The 18528-nt window shown below is 31.8% G+C and carries 15 protein-coding genes, 1 pseudogene, 1 riboswitch and 1 other annotated feature; of the genes and pseudogenes, 13 read left to right on the top strand and 3 right to left on the bottom strand.

The genetic code is table 11. The features are described from left to right. Positions 1-10: 10 nt before the first annotated feature. From BGI23_RS12805 to BGI23_RS12840, 8 genes are all read left to right on the top strand, one after another. A complete protein-coding gene (locus BGI23_RS12805) occupies positions 11-2149 on the top strand; it encodes a penicillin-binding protein (RefSeq protein WP_070806136.1) in 2139 nt (712 codons plus the stop codon). A 190-nt stretch (positions 2150-2339) separates the two neighbouring features. Beyond that, complete coding sequence (locus tag BGI23_RS12810; protein WP_001042675.1) at positions 2340-2936, top strand: TetR/AcrR family transcriptional regulator; 597 nt, start codon at positions 2340-2342, stop codon at positions 2934-2936. 84 nt (positions 2937-3020) lie between these two features. Then, complete coding sequence (locus BGI23_RS12815; protein ID WP_070806137.1) at positions 3021-3842, top strand: SDR family NAD(P)-dependent oxidoreductase; 822 nt, start codon at positions 3021-3023, stop codon at positions 3840-3842. A 54-nt stretch (positions 3843-3896) separates the two neighbouring features. Beyond that, positions 3897-4155: a binding site (T-box leader), on the top strand. Positions 4156-4220: 65 nt separating this feature from the next. Continuing rightward, positions 4221-5459 carry an MFS transporter gene (locus BGI23_RS12820; protein ID WP_070806138.1) on the top strand — a complete coding sequence of 413 codons (1239 nt, stop codon included), beginning with the start codon at positions 4221-4223 and terminating at the stop codon, positions 5457-5459. A 111-nt stretch (positions 5460-5570) separates the two neighbouring features. Further along, positions 5571-6593 (top strand): serine hydrolase domain-containing protein, encoded by a 1023-nt coding sequence (locus BGI23_RS12825; protein ID WP_070806139.1) that lies wholly within the window; start codon positions 5571-5573, stop codon positions 6591-6593. A gap of 4 nt (positions 6594-6597) precedes the next feature. After that, entirely contained in the window at positions 6598-7191 is a 594-nt protein-coding gene (locus BGI23_RS12830; RefSeq protein WP_070806140.1) for a GNAT family N-acetyltransferase, read from the top strand. A gap of 254 nt (positions 7192-7445) precedes the next feature. Next, a complete protein-coding gene (locus BGI23_RS12835; protein ID WP_000576323.1) occupies positions 7446-7952 on the top strand; it encodes a DUF3189 family protein in 507 nt (168 codons plus the stop codon). A 199-nt stretch (positions 7953-8151) separates the two neighbouring features. Beyond that, on the top strand, positions 8152-8958 hold the full coding sequence (locus BGI23_RS12840; RefSeq protein WP_000831948.1) for a DegV family protein: 807 nt from the start codon (positions 8152-8154) through the stop codon (positions 8956-8958). Between the two features lie 173 nt (positions 8959-9131). On the opposite strand, the gene BGI23_RS12845 is transcribed toward BGI23_RS12840, so the two are convergent. Then, the gene (locus BGI23_RS12845; protein WP_070806141.1) at positions 9132-9704 is read right to left on the bottom strand and encodes a DJ-1/PfpI family protein; all 573 of its coding nucleotides are present in this window, start codon (positions 9702-9704) and stop codon (positions 9132-9134) included. A 756-nt stretch (positions 9705-10460) separates the two neighbouring features. Between BGI23_RS12845 and BGI23_RS27430 the strand changes: the two are divergent. The 4 genes and pseudogenes from BGI23_RS27430 to BGI23_RS12865 form a co-directional block, all read left to right on the top strand. Then, positions 10461-10571: pseudogene (locus BGI23_RS27430) on the top strand (helix-turn-helix domain-containing protein); the annotation flags it as partial. Between the two features lie 63 nt (positions 10572-10634). Then, positions 10635-11597 carry a helix-turn-helix transcriptional regulator gene (locus BGI23_RS12850; RefSeq protein WP_070806142.1) on the top strand — a complete coding sequence of 321 codons (963 nt, stop codon included), beginning with the start codon at positions 10635-10637 and terminating at the stop codon, positions 11595-11597. A 74-nt stretch (positions 11598-11671) separates the two neighbouring features. Then, the gene (locus BGI23_RS12855; RefSeq protein ID WP_070806143.1) at positions 11672-12304 is read left to right on the top strand and encodes a type 1 glutamine amidotransferase family protein; all 633 of its coding nucleotides are present in this window, start codon (positions 11672-11674) and stop codon (positions 12302-12304) included. A gap of 980 nt (positions 12305-13284) precedes the next feature. Further along, complete coding sequence (locus BGI23_RS12865; RefSeq protein ID WP_070806144.1) at positions 13285-14502, top strand: methyltransferase domain-containing protein; 1218 nt, start codon at positions 13285-13287, stop codon at positions 14500-14502. 87 nt (positions 14503-14589) lie between these two features. Here BGI23_RS12865 and BGI23_RS12870 read toward each other — a convergent pair whose 3' ends face one another. Beyond that, positions 14590-15774: an MFS transporter gene (locus BGI23_RS12870; RefSeq protein ID WP_001009820.1), complete on the bottom strand. Its 1185-nt coding sequence runs from the start codon at positions 15772-15774 to the stop codon at positions 14590-14592. 58 nt (positions 15775-15832) lie between these two features. Continuing rightward, a riboswitch (purine riboswitch) is annotated at positions 15833-15932 on the bottom strand. A 245-nt stretch (positions 15933-16177) separates the two neighbouring features. On the opposite strand from BGI23_RS12870, the gene BGI23_RS12875 reads away from it, so the two are divergent. Next, positions 16178-17473 carry an MFS transporter gene (locus BGI23_RS12875; RefSeq protein ID WP_001257236.1) on the top strand — a complete coding sequence of 432 codons (1296 nt, stop codon included), beginning with the start codon at positions 16178-16180 and terminating at the stop codon, positions 17471-17473. Positions 17474-17611: 138 nt separating this feature from the next. Here BGI23_RS12875 and BGI23_RS12880 read toward each other — a convergent pair whose 3' ends face one another. Beyond that, complete coding sequence (locus BGI23_RS12880; protein WP_000035797.1) at positions 17612-18310, bottom strand: hypothetical protein; 699 nt, start codon at positions 18308-18310, stop codon at positions 17612-17614. Between the last annotated feature and the right edge of the window lie 218 nt (positions 18311-18528).

The raw sequence follows: 18528 nt of genomic DNA on the forward strand, positions 1-18528 counted from the left end.
GGAGCGAAATATGCATAAACTTCAAACGAATAAAGGCGCGCGGTATTTTATGATTGCTTTTATTGTTTTGTTTCTAATTATGCTTTTGCGTTTTTTCTATATTCAAGCAGTAGGAGTCGTGCATAATGTGAATGTAAAGGATTTAGCAAATGAACAACATAATAAAAATGGTGTTTTGGAAGCGAATCGTGGCACGATTTATGATCAAACTGGAAAAGTGCTCGTTCAAGATTCAACAACGTATCGTGTTGTTGTGAATTTGAAAGGTAATGGCAAATTGAAAAATAAAGATGAAACCGCAGCGCAATTAGCTGATGCGCTTGAAATTAATAAAGAAGATGTGTTAAAGAATTTCCATGAAGGGCGTACGCAAGTTGAAATCGGAAAAGTTGGCCGGAATTTGTCTCGGGAAAAGAAAGAACAAATTAAAAAATTGAAAATCCCAGGTGTTTCTTTTATGCCTGAGAAAGCAAGAGTGTATCCAAATGAAGATTTTGCATCTTATATACTTGGTTTTGCTAGACCAGACGATAAAGGAAATACAGAAGGGAAGTTTGGACTTGAAAAAAGTTTAGATAAATATTTGCGCTCGACAAATGGGAATATAGAATATGTGGGAGCGCGAGGGGGTATCCCGCTTACAAATGATATAGGAAAAATAGAACCCGCTAAACATGGAAATAACGTATATCTTACGCTCGATAAACAAATTAATAGTTTTTTAGAAGAAGCGATGAATAAGGCGCAAGAGCATTATGACCCTTCTATGCTAGTAGGTATTATAGCGGATCCCAAGACGGGGAAAGTTTTAGCTATGTCTAGTAAACCTAGTTTTAATCCTAATAAAGGGGATATTGAATACTTTTTAAATGATCCAATCGCAAATGCATATGAACCAGGTTCAACGATGAAAGTATTTACGTTAGCTGCTGCAATCAATGAAGGTGTATATAACGGGAAAGAATATTTTCAATCCGGCAAGTATTCAGTAGGTTCAGCGGATATAAAAGATCATAATGGTGGATTTGGATGGGGATCTATTACATTTGATGAAGGTTTTGAAAGGTCATCAAACGTAGCTTTTTCAATTTTAGAAGATCAGTTATTAAAACCAAATAAATTTAAGCAATATATGAATAAATTTGGTTTTAACCAAAAAACGGGAATAGATTTACCTGGTGAAAGTAAAAATACTTTATTATTAAATACACAAATTCAACAAGTAACAACTTCTTTCGGACAAGGTTCTACAGTAACTCCAATTCAATTAATCCAAGCTGCAACCGCTATAGCAAATGACGGGAAAATGATGCAACCATATATCGTTGACAAAGTTGTAAATCCAACAAATAAGCAAGTTATTATGGAAAATCAACCGAAAGAAGTTGGCAATCCGATAAAAAAAGAGACTGCGGACAAGGTAAGAGACTTAATGGAGCGTGTTATTACGTCTTCAAAAGGTACAGGTACAATGTATAAAGTCGATGGTTACCCAATAGGAGGCAAGACAGGAACAGCCCAAATTCCGAACCCTGAAAATGGAAGATATATGGAAGGGAAAGAAAATTATATTTTTTCATTTTTAGGTATGGCTCCAATTGATGACCCAGAGTTAATTGTATACTTAGCTATTAAGCAGCCGAAGTTAAAGGGAGATGAATATGGAGCTCAGCCACTCGCTGAAATATTTAAACCAGTTGTGAAAAATAGCCTTGAATATTTAAAGGTGAAACCATATACAGAACAACAAATGGCCGATGCAACGAAAAAATCCCAATTAAAAGTGCAAAACTATGTGAATCAATCAATAGATACGGTAGAGAATAAGGTGAAAAAAGAGAAACTCCAGCCGATAATTTTAGGAGAAGGAAAAATAAAAAAACAATATCCGCAGTCTGGTGAAGTAATGAGTGAAGGTGATCGTATATTTTTATTAGGAAACAACGGAACAATGCCCAATTTACAAGGTTGGTCAATGCGTGATGTTATGTATTTTTCTAAACTATTAAAATTAGATTTAAAAACTTCAGGTACGGGATATGTAACAAATCAAAGTATTGAAAAAGGACAAGCTATACAAGAAGGCGATGCATTAGAACTAAAATTAGAACCACCGTTACAACCGTTAGCAGAGGCAAATACAAATTAATTCAGGAAATATGAAGGGTCTATATATAATAGACTCTTTTTTTTAATGATTCAAGTAATTTCACGCACCGTAATTTTTATAAAAAATAATAAATAAGATTTTTAACAGTTACTAAAACAGAAAAACCTACATATATTGAAATTAGAACGATTGTTCAAATTTTTGTATGAAACGACGGAAGGAGTCTACATTGAATAAAAGACGATACGATAGCGATTTAGCCAAAGAAATAATAGCAGAGAAAGCGATAGAGTTATTTTCCTTAAAAGGATATACAAGAACTTCAATTGATAACATTGCAAAAGCCTCTGGTTATAGTAAAGGACATATATATTACCATTATAAAAATAAAGAAGAATTATTTGTTTATTTAGCTAAAGACAGTATGAGAAATTGGCACGATAAATGGGAAATAGCAGAAAAACAGTATACAAACGCTACTGGGAAATTATATGGGATAGCTAAATTTGTACTTTATAATTACAAAACGCCATTATTAAGAGCAGGACAAGAACTTGCCTCTGATCCGAGCGCGAACCCTTCTACAATTCAACAACTCTATGGTTTAGCTGTTATCCCTTTAAAAACATATCAAAAAATTTTGGATGAAGGTATACAAAGTGGTGAATTTTATATAGAAAATGTTGAGGATTCAAGTCTTTTATTAGGTTCATGGCTAGGTGGATTATGTCAATTCATTCATTCATTTGAAACAGAGAAATTAGAAGTTTTATTTAATGAAGCCATTACGATTTTTTTACTCTCTATTTCAAACAAACATGCGTAGCATTACAAGCGAATTAGAACGATTGTTCAAATCTTTACACTCGTCCGTTTTCAATATATGTAGTAACAACAGGAGGTTTTTTATATGGATGAACAAAGAGTCGCAATTATAACTGGCGGAGCTTCTGGTATCGGTAAAGCTTTATCTATTCAATTAGCAAATAAAGATATATTTGTAATTATCGCAGATATTAATGAAACAAGTGGTCAAGAGCTTGTGAATAATATAAAAAATAATAATCAACTAGCTAGGTTTGAATATTTAGATGTTACTAACGCTGAATCCGTAGAGGAACTTATTATAAAAATAGTCAATGAGTTTGGTAGAATTGATTATATGTTTAATAATGCTGGAATTGCTATGTATGGAGAAGTATTCGATATGTCTTTAGATAATTGGAAACATATTATTGAAATAAATTTATTAGGAGTAATTTACGGGACACAATTGGCTTACCAATTCATGAAAAAACAAGGATTTGGTCATATCATTAATACTGCGTCTGCAACAGGTTTAGGACCTGCTCCACTTTGTACCGCGTACGCAACAACAAAACATGCTATCGTCGGTTTAACCACTTCATTACATTATGAGGCAGAAGAATATGGTGTAAATGTAAGTGTGCTTTGTCCAACTTTTGTAGATACACCCATATTTGAAAAATCAATTGCAATTAATATGAATAAGGGCCAAATTATAAAACAACTAAAAACAAATAAGCCGATTTCAGCAGACAAGTTTGCTGAAATTGCACTGAAAGCTATTCATAAAAATAAATTAGTTATATGTCCAATGCCGTTTAAAAAAACAATGGACGTATTCTTTACCTTATTTCCTTATCTTCATAAAAAGCTAATGCGTCTCATATGCCGAATTGGTCGAAAAGCAAAAATGACCCAACTATAAATATCTGATTATTTTTTATTTACAGTTAAATGAAAATGTGATAATATGGAAAAATCAAATGCAGTGAAGAGAAGAGTAAATAAAATGAATTTTTCACAGAGAGCTCCATTTAGCTGAAAAGGAGTAAAAATTCTTTATTGAACCAAGCCTCTGAGCAGCGCATCGGAACCTATTATTAGGGGGTGGTGTGACGGGAGCTCCCGTTATAGAGCTATGGTATAAGCATGAATTAGAATGCAGTACCAGATAAGGTTAATATGGTGACATATTAACAAACTAGGGTGGCACCGCGATGATAAATCTCGTCCCTAAGACTAAAAGTCTTGGGGGTGGGATTTTTTTATTGGTTTAAAACATTTTGGAAAGCGGGAGCCTAAAATGAAAAACTTACTTAACGATTGGAAATATCCTTTATTACTACTGTCCGGAGTTGGTATTGCAAATTTAGGGGCATGGATTTACTTAATAGCACTGAATGTACTTGTCTATCATATGGGTGGCTCAGCCTTAGCTGTTGCTACTTTATATGTAATTAAACCATTAGCTACTCTATTTAAAAACGCTTGGTCAGGAAGTATGATTGATCGTTTAAATAAACGGAAATTAATGATTCACCTCGATATATATCGCGCGGTATTTATCGCTATTTTACCATTACTTCCATCACTTTGGATCGTTTATGTATTCGTATTCTTTATTAGTATGGCCAATGCAATTTATGAGCCAACTGCGATGACGTATATGACGAAATTAATACCAGTTGAACAAAGACAACGTTTCAACTCATTGCGTAGTTTAATAGGGTCTGGTGCCTCTGTAATTGGTCCATCGATAGCGGGAGCATTGTTAATAGCAAGTACACCAGAGTTTGCTATATATATGAATGCTATAGCATTTCTTTTATCAGGAGTAATTACCTTGCTACTACCTAATCTTGATAAAAAACCTGATATTCATACATCAAATGACAGGTTATCTTTAGCTGTACTAAAAAAAGATTGGACCATCGTTTTAAATTTCAGTAAAAAATCTTTGTATATCGTTTTCGTGTACTTCTTATTTCAAGGGATGATGGTGTTAGCTGCCGCAAATGATTCACTTGAATTGTCATTTGCGAAAGAAGTTTTATTGTTAACAGATAGTGAATATGGTTTTTTAGTTAGTATTGCTGGAGCCGGATTTATTTTAGGAGCAATAACAAATACAATTTTATCAAAAAAATTAACAACTTCATTTTTAATTGGAATAGGATCATTTTTCATCGCAATCGGTTATATAATTTATGCTTTTTCAAATGAGTTTTTAATAGCTGCTATCGGATTCTTTATTTTATCTTTCTCTATGGCATATGCAAATACAGGTTTTAATACCTTTTACCAAAATAATGTCCCTGTCCATATAATGGGACGGATTGGGAGTATATATGGATTATTTATTGCAGGTATCACCATTTTAATTACGATTTTGTTTGGAGTTGCCACTCAATTTATTTCTATACAACTTGTGGTTATTGTAGGTTCTTTAGTAATGTTATTTATTACTATCATCTTGTGTGTGTTTACTTTATTGCCATCACATTCTAAAGTGCATTCTTCTGAGTCAATACATTCGAAATAATTCTCTTAGTTTTGATTTGAATCTTACGATGTTCAATAGGAGGGTTATCCCTCCTATATATGGAAATATAAAAAAGGAGAACAATATTGATAAACGAGGGTGATTTTTGTAATGAAAACAAAAAATCAAATAGATAACATTGTAAAAGAAACATATCGTCATATAGATTTCTCTGGGGTAATTTTAGTGAAAGAAAAAAAGGGCATAGTTTATGAAGAAGCGTTTGGTTATGCAAATCGAAATGAGTGTATAAACAATACGCTACAAACTAGGTTTGGAATTGCCTCCGGCTGTAAAATATTCACAGCAATTGGCATTTGTCAACTTGTTGAAAGAGGTGTAGTTACTTTTCATACAAAGTTAAAAGATTGTTTAAGTATTAAATTTTCAAATTTCAATGAAGATATTACAATACATCACCTTCTGACACATAGTTCGGGTATTCCGGATTATTTTGATGAAAGTATTTTGGATAACTTTGAGGATCTTTGGAAAGAAACTCCTATGTATCTATTAAAAAATTTAAAAGACTTTTTACCATTATTTCAAAACAGAGATATGATGTTTGCGCCTGGAAGTAAGTTTCACTACAACAATGCTGGTTTTATCATACTGGGGTTAATAATCGAAGAACAGACAGGACTTAAATTTACGGAGTATATAGAAACAAACATATTTAAACTAATTGGTATGAATGATTCTGGCTATTTTTCTTTAGATAGATTACCAAAGCAGACAGCTCTCGGATATATAAAAGATGAAATTAGCCAGACATGGAGAACAAATGCTTACTCTATTCCGATAAAAGGTGGTTCTGATGGTGGAGCTTTTATTACTGCGCCAGACATGATGAAGTTTTGGGAAGCGTTATTTAACTATGAAATTATAAGCCAAGAATATACAAAAATACTTTTAACTCCTCACATCCAAGTAAATAGTTATCAATCTTACGGCTATGGAATATGGATTGAAATAAGAGAAAACAAGATATTCAAATATCATGTAATGGGATATGATCCAGGCGTCAGTTTTCGCTCGGCCGTATATCCAGACTTAGAGATTACATTAGTTATTCCGTCAAATAAAGGAGCAGGACCCGAAAAATTAATGATAGAAATAGAAGGAGCTTTTTAATTATATGGATATAGAAATTAGATCGTATAGAAAAGAGGATGAAACCGGTTGGGTACGTTGCCGTGTGTTATCTTTTCTAGATACAGCATATTATGATAATGTACTTAGAGAGAAAGAAAAATATGAAAATCCTACTATTGAATTAGTAGCTGTATATGAAAATCAAATTGTGGGTTTAATAGATATTGAATATGAATTAGAAGAACGTACAGTTTGTTCAAGAGGAACTGGTCTTGGCGGCATGATTTGGCATATTGCAGTTCATCCGGATTTCCGTAGAATGAAGATTGGTAATCAACTATTAAATGAAGCAGAAAAGTTAGCAAAAGAACGTAACCTAAATCGCCTAGAAGCATGGACTAGGGACAATCTATGGGTACATGGATGGTATGAAAAGAACGGATTTGTAAACGTAGATTCATATTTACATGTATATTCCAATCATACAGATGAGATAAAAGGTGTAATGAAAAGTAATATAGATCAGTTATATCCAATTCAAACATTTGCTCATTATACAGGTGAAAATAAAGAAGACATAAGAAAACAATTTAAACGAGTGCATGATTGTTTTTGTTTTGAAAAGTATTTTAACTAACAATTCATACGTGTTAAAGTATACATTTATTTTGAATAAAGATGATAAAAGACGTACGAGTCAAAAGTACGTCTTTTTACTTTTATAAATAAGCTTATGGCTATTACATGGTGTAACATAATAAATAGACAATAGTATAATCGGAAATGAATAATACATTAATAAAAAAGTATATATACATTCATCCCTTGTTTATCAATGCTGTGAACGGTAATACTAAATAACATTGAACTTTTATAACAAGGGATGATAATATGATATTCATTTACACGGATTTCGGCGGAACGCATTCAACTGCACTTGCAGCAGCTTATCATTTAAATAAATTACCAATGGATCGTAAGCTAACAAAAGAAGAAATATTAAATGTGGATTACTTTAATAAATTGAAAACTGAAGATATGGGGAAAATTATTTTTCATGGAGTAGATGAAAATGGTAACCCGGTTTATACGATTGGATGCGGCGCATCAAAAATCGTTGTACCTGCGATGAAGCATTTAGGAGAGATTCTGCAAAAACATTATCAAAGTCATGAAAAGATTATTTTTTCTAATACATCACCAACAGTACCTTTACCAATGACTTTTGGCGGTCTGTTTTCTAGAAGGTTTCACATCGACTTTATTGGTGTACCATTACTCGTATGGGGTGCAAAACTTAGCTGTGATAATGTACAAAGACTTGTTAGTTATACGAAAGAAGCCGGACGATTAACAAATGATTATGTTGTGATTTTAGATAATGAAACTTTTAAATAACGTAAGATAAAAGGAAAATCAAGCAAATTTCTTGATTTTCTTTTTAATTTGTGAAAAAGACAAGAAATATTCACATTTATCATCTATCTACTATAGCCAAAACAATAAAGTCCTGTTACTATTACAGGGATATTCTCTTTTCATAACATAAATATATAGAAAAATTAGAAAAGAGGAATTGAATTAAGGGAGGAACAACATGAAGCGTGTTGCTTGGATTACTGATAGTACAACTGCGAGTTTTACAACAGAAGGAGATAACTTTGTTATCCCAATTGAAGTTATTATTGATGGTGTGTCGTACAAAGATTGTGAAGAAGGTGTGCGTGAGCGCGTTTATAATGCTTTAAACGAAGGTAAAACTGTCACTACATCACAACCTAACATAGGGGAAATGGTAGAGTTATTTTCGAAATGCAAAGAAGAATATGAAGAAGGATTTGCAGTTGCTATTAGCGGAAAAGTAAGTGGAACCTATCAAAACATGAAGTTAGCTGCAGAAATGGCAGGTTTCCCATTAACGGTATTAGATAGTGAAACAACAAGTTATCCAATGGACGAACTAATTAGAAAAGCGAAATCGTTATACAATGATGGTATGACTTTACAAGATATACACAAAACATTAGTAGATGAAAAAAGAAGACCTTTCCACGTATTCCCGAAAAGTTTAAAAGGCCTTTATGCAAGTGGACGTGTAAAGGGAGTTCAATTTTTACTTGGAAGTTTATTAAGTGTCAACTTAATATTAGAAGTAAAAGGTGGAGAGCTTTTACTTGAAAAGAAAGTACGTAAAATCCAAAAATGCCGAGAATACATTAAAAATGAACTTGAAAAAGAATTGCCAAAAGTACTTCACATGTTCCATGCTAACGATAAAGATGGAGCTGAAGAATGGATTTCAGATATTAGACAAGCATTCCCTGAAATGGATTTCAAATTATATCCATTACCAATTTCATTTGCGGTACATGCAGGTGAAGGTACAATAGCAATTAGTTATTAAGAAGAAAACCCGTGAATGATTCGCGGGTTTTTTTATTTATAAATGGTGCATACCACGCCACCATCAAGTTGAAGTTTTATAGCACTCTAGAACGAAATTTGTGTTAACTCGAAACAAAAATCTTATTTTATCATTTTTGGGGAGGAACCACAATTTCTTGACTTGATTTGAGATTAAAAATATAAACCTTTTCCTACTGGCTGAACAGTTTCTAGTACAATATCAACCATTTCTTCATTAAGTAGGGTCCTTATAATCCAAGCCGATAGTTCTTGAGCAGCAAAACAACCCGCAGCAGTCGATATATTTCCTTCGTTTACGAAACTTTTCTCAATAACGTCTACACCAAATTCTTTTAGCTGTTCTACTGCTGAGGGATATGTAGTAGCTTTTTTACCAGTTAGTAATTTTTTAGCTCCTAATAGTAGTGAACCAGAACACATAGATCCTATTAATTGTCTTTGAGGATCTACATGAATGCTATTAATATATTGTTGATTTTTATATAAATCCTTTACACCTTTACCGCTTGCAAATATTACAGCATCGGCAAAAGGGATATCAGATATACTTCCTGTCATAGGAATACGTAAGCCAGACATGGATATATGAGTTTTTTCCGTTCCCAATAGTTGAACGTTCCAATCAGAAATACCGCCAACTAAACGTACACGATTTAATAAATCCCATGGTAGGAAAACATCAATATCAGTAAAGTTATCGAAACAGACTATTGCAATTTTCATTTTCTAACCCTCCATTACTGTTATTAACAGTGCCAATTTAATCTTCTAATAAAAAAATGTTTTAACAACTCATTCTAACTCCATATATACGTCCCTTTGTTTACAATATAAACTTCTCCTTTTTATGTTCTATATCAAGTTATAAATCCCTGTATATTACACGTATATGGAGGAGGTGTAGTGATTTTTTAACTTCTCTAAACATAAAAAGATATAAAATTTTTTCTTGGTTTCTATCAAATTTTTTGCACAAAACCAAAATCTGTAGCAATAACTTGTAAGGTATTGTAGATGAGGATTTTTAATATTCTCAAGGAAATTGGTGTAATTTATCACACATACCAATAGAAATAAAAACGTCATCTTTTCTTATAAATCCACAGATAGAAACACGTTTTTAGGGGGCATTCTTACTAATCTATATATAATATGATTTTTATAATTTCCGTAAAATAATTTTGACGTATTTATTTTTTTCAATATAGAATAATATTCATCCATCCCAATTTAACTAATATTATACAAAAGAAATATCTTTTTAGTTTTAAGGGGAAAGGTTAATATGAAAGTAAAGAAACTATTTACGCTTGCAGTACCATTTATCCCACTTTAATGGGCAGTTGATCCCCCCCCCGCCTAACTTCTTTGCTTTCTCTGAATTTTGAAGTGGGGTTCTTACTGCCCATTAAAGTCCGATTGGTTCAACTAATAATCAGTGGGGGATGAAGAAAACCACCACTGATTAAAGTTTCACTTTATGTAGTAAAGCTCTATAAAGAGGGAGATGGGACTGTAAATTACATTTGTGAAATTACAAATGTGTCTAGGTCCTCATTATATAGAAAGCTATCGGAAAGGAACAGTTAATGAGTTATACCAAAAATCAGAAATATATAATAGAAAATAAGTTTCATATAGAGGTGGAATTATATGCCTAAAATTGACAATATGCTAGCAATTCTATGGATGCTTCGTTCAGGTGAAAAAATTACTGCGAAACAAATTTCAGAAAAGTTAGAGATAAATATAAGGACTGTGTATCGTTATATTGATACAATTTCAACTAGTGGCGTACCTATAATTTCAGAACCAGGACATAACGGCGGATACACTTTATTGAACAATTTTATTGAGGCTCCTCTATTTTTTGATTTTGAGGAGCAAACTTCACTATTTCACGCTGCTGTTTTTGCAGAAGAAGCCGGATATTATGGAGGTGAAGCATTAAATAGGGCCATTTCAAAACTAAGTAAATACTCAAATCAAGAGCAAGAAACAAAGATAAACCAACATTTAACTAGTCTTGAAGTAATAAGTCGATTAAGTTCACTCTCTATAGAAACTTTTTTGAAGGAGTTGGAACAGGCCGTAGCTGGCGGGTACTCAGTAAAAATTCTTTACCATAAAAGTGGCGAAAAGCAATTGAATTATAGATTGGTCGATCCATACAGAATTATCTATTGGAATAATAAATGGTATGTAATTGGATTTTGTCATCTTAGGAATGATATCCGTAGTTTTAGAGTAGATCGAATTGAAAGTTTAATACAAACCGAAAATAAGTTTAACCGGCCAGACAATTTTTCAGCAAGTGACTTTTTTATAAAAAGTCTTCTTCCAACTATAGAAGATAAGGAAAGTATTATTTCTTTGGTTATTAATGGGGATAAAAATGTATTGGCTGATATTTGCCAACATTGGTTTTTAGGACATTATTTACAAGAACGGACTTCAAATCAAGCAGTTTTTCTTCTTGAAAAAGATATGATACATAAATATGTACCTTATTTACTTTTACCGTACAATAAATCTATTAAAGTTATTGAGCCAATAAGTCTTAAGAAGAGAATTATTGAAGTTCTGTCTGAATTAATAAAATTTCATCAAGTATGATAACTTCCCTGACGTTAACTGTCAGGGAAGTTATATTATAATAGCTATATAAATTGTGATTGGAGTGTTATTAGATGCAAACAAAAAAAGTTTTTTTATATGTATTTAATACAATGTCAGACTGGGAATATGGATATTTAATTGCTGAACTAAACTCAGGAAGATATTTCAAAAAAGATTTAGCACCTTTAAAAGTAATTACAGTAGGAGCTAATAAAGAAAGGATTACTACTATGGGAGGGCTGAGCATAAAACCAGATATTTCTCTTGATGAATGTACTCTTGAGAGTAAAGATCTTTTAATTTTACCAGGAGGGACTACTTGGGGTGAAGAAATTCATCAACCTATCTTAGAAAGAATTGGCCAAGCTTTAAAGCTTGGCACTATTGTTGCTGCAATTTGTGGTGCAACTGATGCCCTCGCGAATATGGGATACTTGGATACTAGAAAGCATACAAGTAATAACTTAGAATATACTAAAATGGTATGTCCTAACTATAAAGGAGAAAAGTTCTATGAGTTGGGATCTGCGGTATCTGATGCGAATTTAGTTACTGCATCAGGAATAGCTCCTCTGGAATTTGCAATGGAGGTACTGAAAAAAATAGATGTATTTACACCAGATACATTACATTCATGGTATAACCTAAATAAGACTCATAAACCTGAATACTTCTTCCAGTTAATGAATTCAATAAAAAAATGAAATAACTAAAAAGCTCAATTTCTCTATTTTGATTTGCAGAGAAGTTGGGCTTTTTAATTTGGAATTCCCTTATCGATAACGATAAAAATGAGAGACCTAAATAATGGAGAACTCTTATTTAAGTACGCAATTAAATGAGAGCTATTTGAAATCGATTATTTCTTTACCAAAAGGTAAAGAAATGTTTACTATTCAACTCTTATAGGAGTAGCTCCCCATTGCTATTAAGATAGCAGAACAAAATTTCCTTAAATTAAAAATTACGCTATTCTATTTGTAGAATCATAGGAAAGGATGGCGTTTTTGTATGTTTATTCCTGTATCTGATGAATTACAATTATTTGCACAGGAGATTCAAAGTTTTTTATCTCCAAATGCCTTACGGGATCTTGCTAGAGATGTTGGTTTTGTATAACGAACCAGTAAGTATCCTTTGGTTAGTGGTTTATTAAGAATAAGCTTTTTATACAGAATATCTTTGATGTTCGAGATAATATATTTAGATTTATTTAATTCTAAAGAGTCCATTTCCCACCTCATAAATTATAAAATAAAGTAAATTCCCACTTAATTATATCATCATCCTAATTGAAGATTCCGCCTTTTTCCTTGCTACCGATAATGAGACGTTATGTGAGCATTATACAACCTAAAATACAGAACATATCACTTTTCACTTTACCCATATGTAATCTTCTACAGTAATCCTACTCCAGTAGTTCAATAAAGTAATGCTATAATGTCCGTTTATAGGTACATTTCATTAAGTAGAAAATAATAAATCTATTGAGGTTTAATATTTTTGATACTCATAATTTGACATACATAAAACCAAAAGTTGCATGTTATATTATTAGGCACAACAATATAAATAATACCATTTGTTCATTCCGTAAATACTGTTGATAAAAAAGGGGAAAGGATTTTTAAAGATAAAAATAGAAATCTATATAAAAAAATATTTAAATGGTAGGGATAATATGAAAATCGGTAAGTTTGGAGAAGTAAATAACTTAAGTATTGATACAATTAGACATTATATGGATCTCAGTCTCATTATTCCTGAAAAAAAGGGGGGACACTATTTTTTTGATGAGTATTGTCAAACAGATTTAGAACTTATTTTACATTACAAAGACCTAGGGTTTAGCTTGAATGAAATTAAAGAGCTATTTTTTTATAAAAATTTAGCGAAATCTATGAATTACGAAAAAGATACTTTTTACCAATCTTTATTTAAACTGAAATATGACAAGATGGAACAGGAAATAGAACTTTTGGAGAAGAAACGGGATAAATTAAAGAGAGTGTTACATGATTTATTATTAACAAATGAAACTTCTAATTCAATTATAGGGATAGATTTAAGTATACTACATTTACTGACATGTTCTAAGTGTAGCAAAAAATTAATTCTTCAAGATGGAATTATTAATAACAATCAAATTATTGAAGGAATGTTAATTTGTAATTGTGGAGAAGAATACATTATTACTTCAGGAATTATATCTGCTGGTAAATTATTTAAAGCAAATGAGAAAACGTCACTTGAAAATATTATTTCGGATTATATTCATGAAACTGATAATGCATATTTGGAAAATATGCATAGAGAAGGGGAATGGGCGAAAAAGAAACTATTACATTTAGATTTAAATAACAAATTAATACTAGATATAGGATCAGGACTTGGGTTCTTTTTGAGGAGCATTTATGAAGAACTACCCGAAGATTGCCTATACATCGCAGTGGATCGAGATTTCAATAAACTTTTATTTTTAAAAGACGTATTAGCGAGAAAAAATCCGAGAAGAAATATTCTCTTTATCTGTGCGGATTTTTTGAACATCCCTATTCAAAATCGGTCAGTAGATATTGTAATTGATCACTCTGGTACGAGCAATTATAGTTTTGAGCATGAGAATTTTTTACTTCACGAATTAAATCCACTTTTTAAAACGGATTGTTATTTATTAAGTTTATTTATTTTATTTAAAAATTTCAGCTTAAATAGCCAAATTACAAATAACTTTCGAGCAAATTTTACACGTTCAAAAGTAACAAAAGAAATCCAAAATCTACAGTTTCAATTCATAGATGAAAGTACTTCAAATTATTTGAAACGAGGTGGAAAGTACGAGGATTTCTTTGTTCAAGGAGAAGAGATTTATACATATTCATTTTTCGGAAAAAGATAAGATTAACCTCAACATAAAAAGTCTGGCTATAAAACCGGACTTTTTATGTTGATTTATACTTTTTTTGATTAAAAGAAAAGGAGAATGTTAATCTACATATTTAGCACTTACATGACAGTCTCTTGTCGGTATATGTCTAGTAAGAGAAAAGATAGCCAAAGCTAAAGACAATAGAACCAGAGATCCACCAACCCAGGCCATGTTGGCAACATTATGTACTTGTTTTAAAGCTATACCTCCAACTGCAGAGCCGAGTGAAATTCCTATTTGTAGGGCTGAATTATTAAAACTTTGCTGTATATCTGACGTATCTGGGGCAGTTTGGATTAAATAACTTTGTTGAGGTGGTGCAAGCCCCCAACTCAAAGCAGCCCAAACTATCATAACAGGAATAAACAGGATAATAGAAACTGCCGTGAATGGTAATATAAATAAGATTAGAGCAAATAAAGTAATAACTATCACAATACTTTTTGGAGCGCCTATTTTATCTGATAAAACACCACCGAACGCTCCGCCACTTACTGCAGCTATACCAAACACTAAATAAAATATGCTAATCCAATAAGGGCTTAGGTGAAACTTATCTTCTAAAAAAGGAGTAAAATAAGCATATAAAGTATAGTGTCCCGCTAACATAAACATGGTAGCTAGATGAGCAGCGCCTAGTTTTGGACTACACACGGCCTTTAATTGAATAGATAGAGGAGTTCGGTTTTCCTCTCCAGGTATTTTCTCTAAAAATACTGAGATTAAGATGATGGATCCCAATGATAAAATAGCAATACATAAAAAAATAACTCTCCAGCCAAATGTGTTTGAAATTAAAATCCCTAGGGGTACTCCTAGAACAAGTGAAGAGCTAATACCCATATAAATTAATCCTAATGCTTTTGCTCGGTAAGAGGGATGAACAATCTTTGCTGCAATTGTAAGGGAAAGTACTACAACTAAAGCTGTACTCATAGCAGTTAAAATTCTTGCTATCATCATAAAAGTAAAGTTTGGACTGAAATACGTAAGTATATTACCAATTAGAAAAATATAAAGTGAAATAACATACAATTTTTTTCTTTCCACTTTACTTGTGAAAATTAATAATGCAGGACCTGCTATTGCATAAGTAAAGGCGAAAATTGTAATTAATTGCCCAGCGGAACTTAATGAAACATTAAAATCTTTAGCGATGTCTGGCAATATTCCTCCAACAATAAGCTCTACAAGTCCTACTGCTATTGTTGCTAGAGCTAATATAAATACTTTGAAATTCATTTTATGTATTCCCTTCTCGTCATTATTTACCGTAGAACAAAAAAACTCCTGACTACAAACGCTATAATACGCATTTTGTAGTCAGGAGTTATTGGTTCCTGGTAGAGACCCCCAAGCCATATTCTTGGAGTTATACATGATTCTCATATGTAATTAATCAATGTAATAGAAGATACCATATTAAATTCTATATTTCAATAAAAAATTTTGTATTTGTACACGTAATCCTATTATTTATTTTTACCAACATAGAGAACGACAAAAATCTTTAGTTGATAAAGATGGGGTTAACCCTATCTTTTATTTATTTTCCCTTAAAACTTTTCAAATTGTACATATTGCTATTGGGTTGACCCAAGAACTTACAATGTACGTAACATATAGTTAGGCAGGGGGAAAAGTGATGAGAAGTTTACGATTACATATAGAAAATAAAAAAAGCAACCAAGAACTAAAAAATATTTGTCTCTATTCCATTGGGAAAACAGTATCAATACTCGGTAGCTCTATTTATAGTTTCGCATTAGGATTATATGTTTTACAAATCACCGGATCTGCGTTGAATTTCGCGATTACGCTCATTTTAGGAACAATTCCTATGATTGTTTTGAATCCATTTGCTGGTGTCATTGCTGATAAAGTTGATAAAAAGAAACTCGTCGTTTGTATGGATCTACTTAGTGGCTGCTCATTAATAACTGTTTATGTAGTAAGCAGCCACTATGGATTAAACTTATTCATCATTTATACTACAACCTTTCTTATGACGGTATTTACAACCTTTTTTGGAATAGGGTTAGAAGCTGCGAAACCGAATATCGTCTCTAAAGAGAGGCTTATGAGTATTAATTCTATAAGTAAAATTATCGATTCTGTATCTTTAATTCTTGGCCCTATGTTAGGTGGTATCGTTTTTTCAATATTTAATATTAAAACTTTTATAATTATAAACGGTATTTCTTTTATTCTTTCAGGGATAGCATTACTATTTATTCATTTTAGACTGTTCGAGTACAACATAAATGAGCGAAATTCAAAAAGAGAAGTTAATTTTATTAAAGATATAAAAGAGGGGTTTTCTTACTTACTTGAAAAGGAAAGCTTAAAGAATACGTTTCATATTTTAATTTCGTTTAATTTCTTCTTAGGCTTTGCTGTAACTGTTCCATTGCCATATATTATTAACACAGTACTCAATCTTGGTTCTAAGCAATTTGGTATCATTCAAGGGACTTTTCCAGTAGGGATGATAATCGGTGCAATTGTAGTAAAAAAGATAACTGATCGTTTTTCTTACTCTTATCTTTTGAAAAAACTAAGTTCTATGTTGTCAGTTTTTATGATTATTTTAGGAATTCCAGTTTTATTCAAAAGTTTTGAAGTGAATGATTTAGTATTCGTTATTACGTATTGTTTTGTTATGATCTTTTTAGGGTTTATTATAGCGCTAATTGATATTCCTTTAATTTATTTCATGCAAAATGAGATTCCCGATGAATACAGGGGAAGGGTTCTCAGTATTGGAATAAGTATAGGTAAAATGATGCTCCCTATAGCAATGGCACTATCCGGTCTATTATTAAATTATATCCCAGCGTACACCATTCCAATTGTAGGGGGATTCTTATATTTAATAGTAATTAAAGTTTCATCAAATCGTTTCATATTAGAGGTTCATTCGAAAGATTATAGTGCTTAATAGATTCTTAGATTATTTTTAGAATGGATACTGCTACTTCTTTCAAGCTAAGAAAAACAAATACTATAAAACGAAAATTTATTTGGTAAATCGGTTTCATAAATTATAAAAAGCGCAGGATCATCATCCTGCGCTTTTCTATCGTAATTCAGCTGTTTTTCTTATCACAATCTTATCAATATCATCTTCTTCATCACCAATAAATAACCCACGTTCTTTTAAATACGCCTCAAAATATAAATCTGCTTCTGCACGTTCATCATATGGTTTTACAGATAGAACGAAACCTAATTTGTTTTGTTCCTCTAAATGAGAAGTGGAAATGTATGCCGGTACATTGTGGCGTAAAAAGAGTTCTTTAACCGGAATAATCATATCTTTCATTAATTTTGTTAACATACCCATTTCAAACTCGAAATTAAATCGATCTATACTACATAAATCAGCGAATACTACACCAATAAAACCTGTATTATATACTTCTTGATATTCTACTTCCTCGTTACCGTAAAAATTCTTTTCGATTAAATAATTTATAAAGTAAGCAACACCGTCACTTTGTTCAAAAGGCTTCGTTGAAAGAACAAAGCCGATTTTCTTTTGTTTATGTAAATATACACATGACATGTATGCTGAAATGTTATGTTCTTTAAATAGAGAACTTGTTGCCCCAGAAAGACCATCAAGTACGTGATGAACAATTTGAAGTTTTTTACGAGCGAAATAATAGGATTTCTTTTGTAACTCCAATGTATCAATAAAGACAGAGCCGATAAAGCCTGTATTTGAAATGATAGGTGTTTGCTTTTTTCTTCCTCTGCGCTTTGCTTGAGCCATTGTAAAAATCATCCCTTCATGTACAATTAAAATAAAAAGAACGTTTGTTCGTATATTTATATTTTACTATTAAAACGCTATAAAGTAAAGGGTTTTTGACGAAAAAAACAACAAAAAAGACACCTGTAAAAGGTGTCTTAAACGCTGTAGGGAAGAGGGTTCATCCATACAATTTATATTATGATACAGAAACAATCTCTTCTGTATCTTCTACATCT

The sequence above is a fragment of the Bacillus sp. ABP14 genome (assembly GCF_001831375.1).
GTDB lineage: Bacteria > Bacillota > Bacilli > Bacillales > Bacillaceae_G > Bacillus_A > Bacillus_A paranthracis.

Coding starts and splice junctions, on each gene's coding strand:
- BGI23_RS12805 (WP_070806136.1), top strand. CDS start 11: ATGCATAAACTTCAAACGAATAAAGGCGCGCGGTATTTTATGATTGCT.
- BGI23_RS12815 (WP_070806137.1), top strand. CDS start 3,021: ATGGATGAACAAAGAGTCGCAATTATAACTGGCGGAGCTTCTGGTATC.
- BGI23_RS12820 (WP_070806138.1), top strand. CDS start 4,221: ATGAAAAACTTACTTAACGATTGGAAATATCCTTTATTACTACTGTCC.
- BGI23_RS12825 (WP_070806139.1), top strand. CDS start 5,571: ATGAAAACAAAAAATCAAATAGATAACATTGTAAAAGAAACATATCGT.
- BGI23_RS12830 (WP_070806140.1), top strand. CDS start 6,598: ATGGATATAGAAATTAGATCGTATAGAAAAGAGGATGAAACCGGTTGG.
- BGI23_RS12835 (WP_000576323.1), top strand. CDS start 7,446: ATGATATTCATTTACACGGATTTCGGCGGAACGCATTCAACTGCACTT.
- BGI23_RS12840 (WP_000831948.1), top strand. CDS start 8,152: ATGAAGCGTGTTGCTTGGATTACTGATAGTACAACTGCGAGTTTTACA.
- BGI23_RS12845 (WP_070806141.1), bottom strand. CDS start 9,704: ATGAAAATTGCAATAGTCTGTTTCGATAACTTTACTGATATTGATGTT.
- BGI23_RS12850 (WP_070806142.1), top strand. CDS start 10,635: ATGCCTAAAATTGACAATATGCTAGCAATTCTATGGATGCTTCGTTCA.
- BGI23_RS12855 (WP_070806143.1), top strand. CDS start 11,672: ATGCAAACAAAAAAAGTTTTTTTATATGTATTTAATACAATGTCAGAC.
- BGI23_RS12865 (WP_070806144.1), top strand. CDS start 13,285: ATGAAAATCGGTAAGTTTGGAGAAGTAAATAACTTAAGTATTGATACA.
- BGI23_RS12870 (WP_001009820.1), bottom strand. CDS start 15,774: ATGAATTTCAAAGTATTTATATTAGCTCTAGCAACAATAGCAGTAGGA.
- BGI23_RS12875 (WP_001257236.1), top strand. CDS start 16,178: ATGAGAAGTTTACGATTACATATAGAAAATAAAAAAAGCAACCAAGAA.
- BGI23_RS12880 (WP_000035797.1), bottom strand. CDS start 18,310: ATGGCTCAAGCAAAGCGCAGAGGAAGAAAAAAGCAAACACCTATCATT.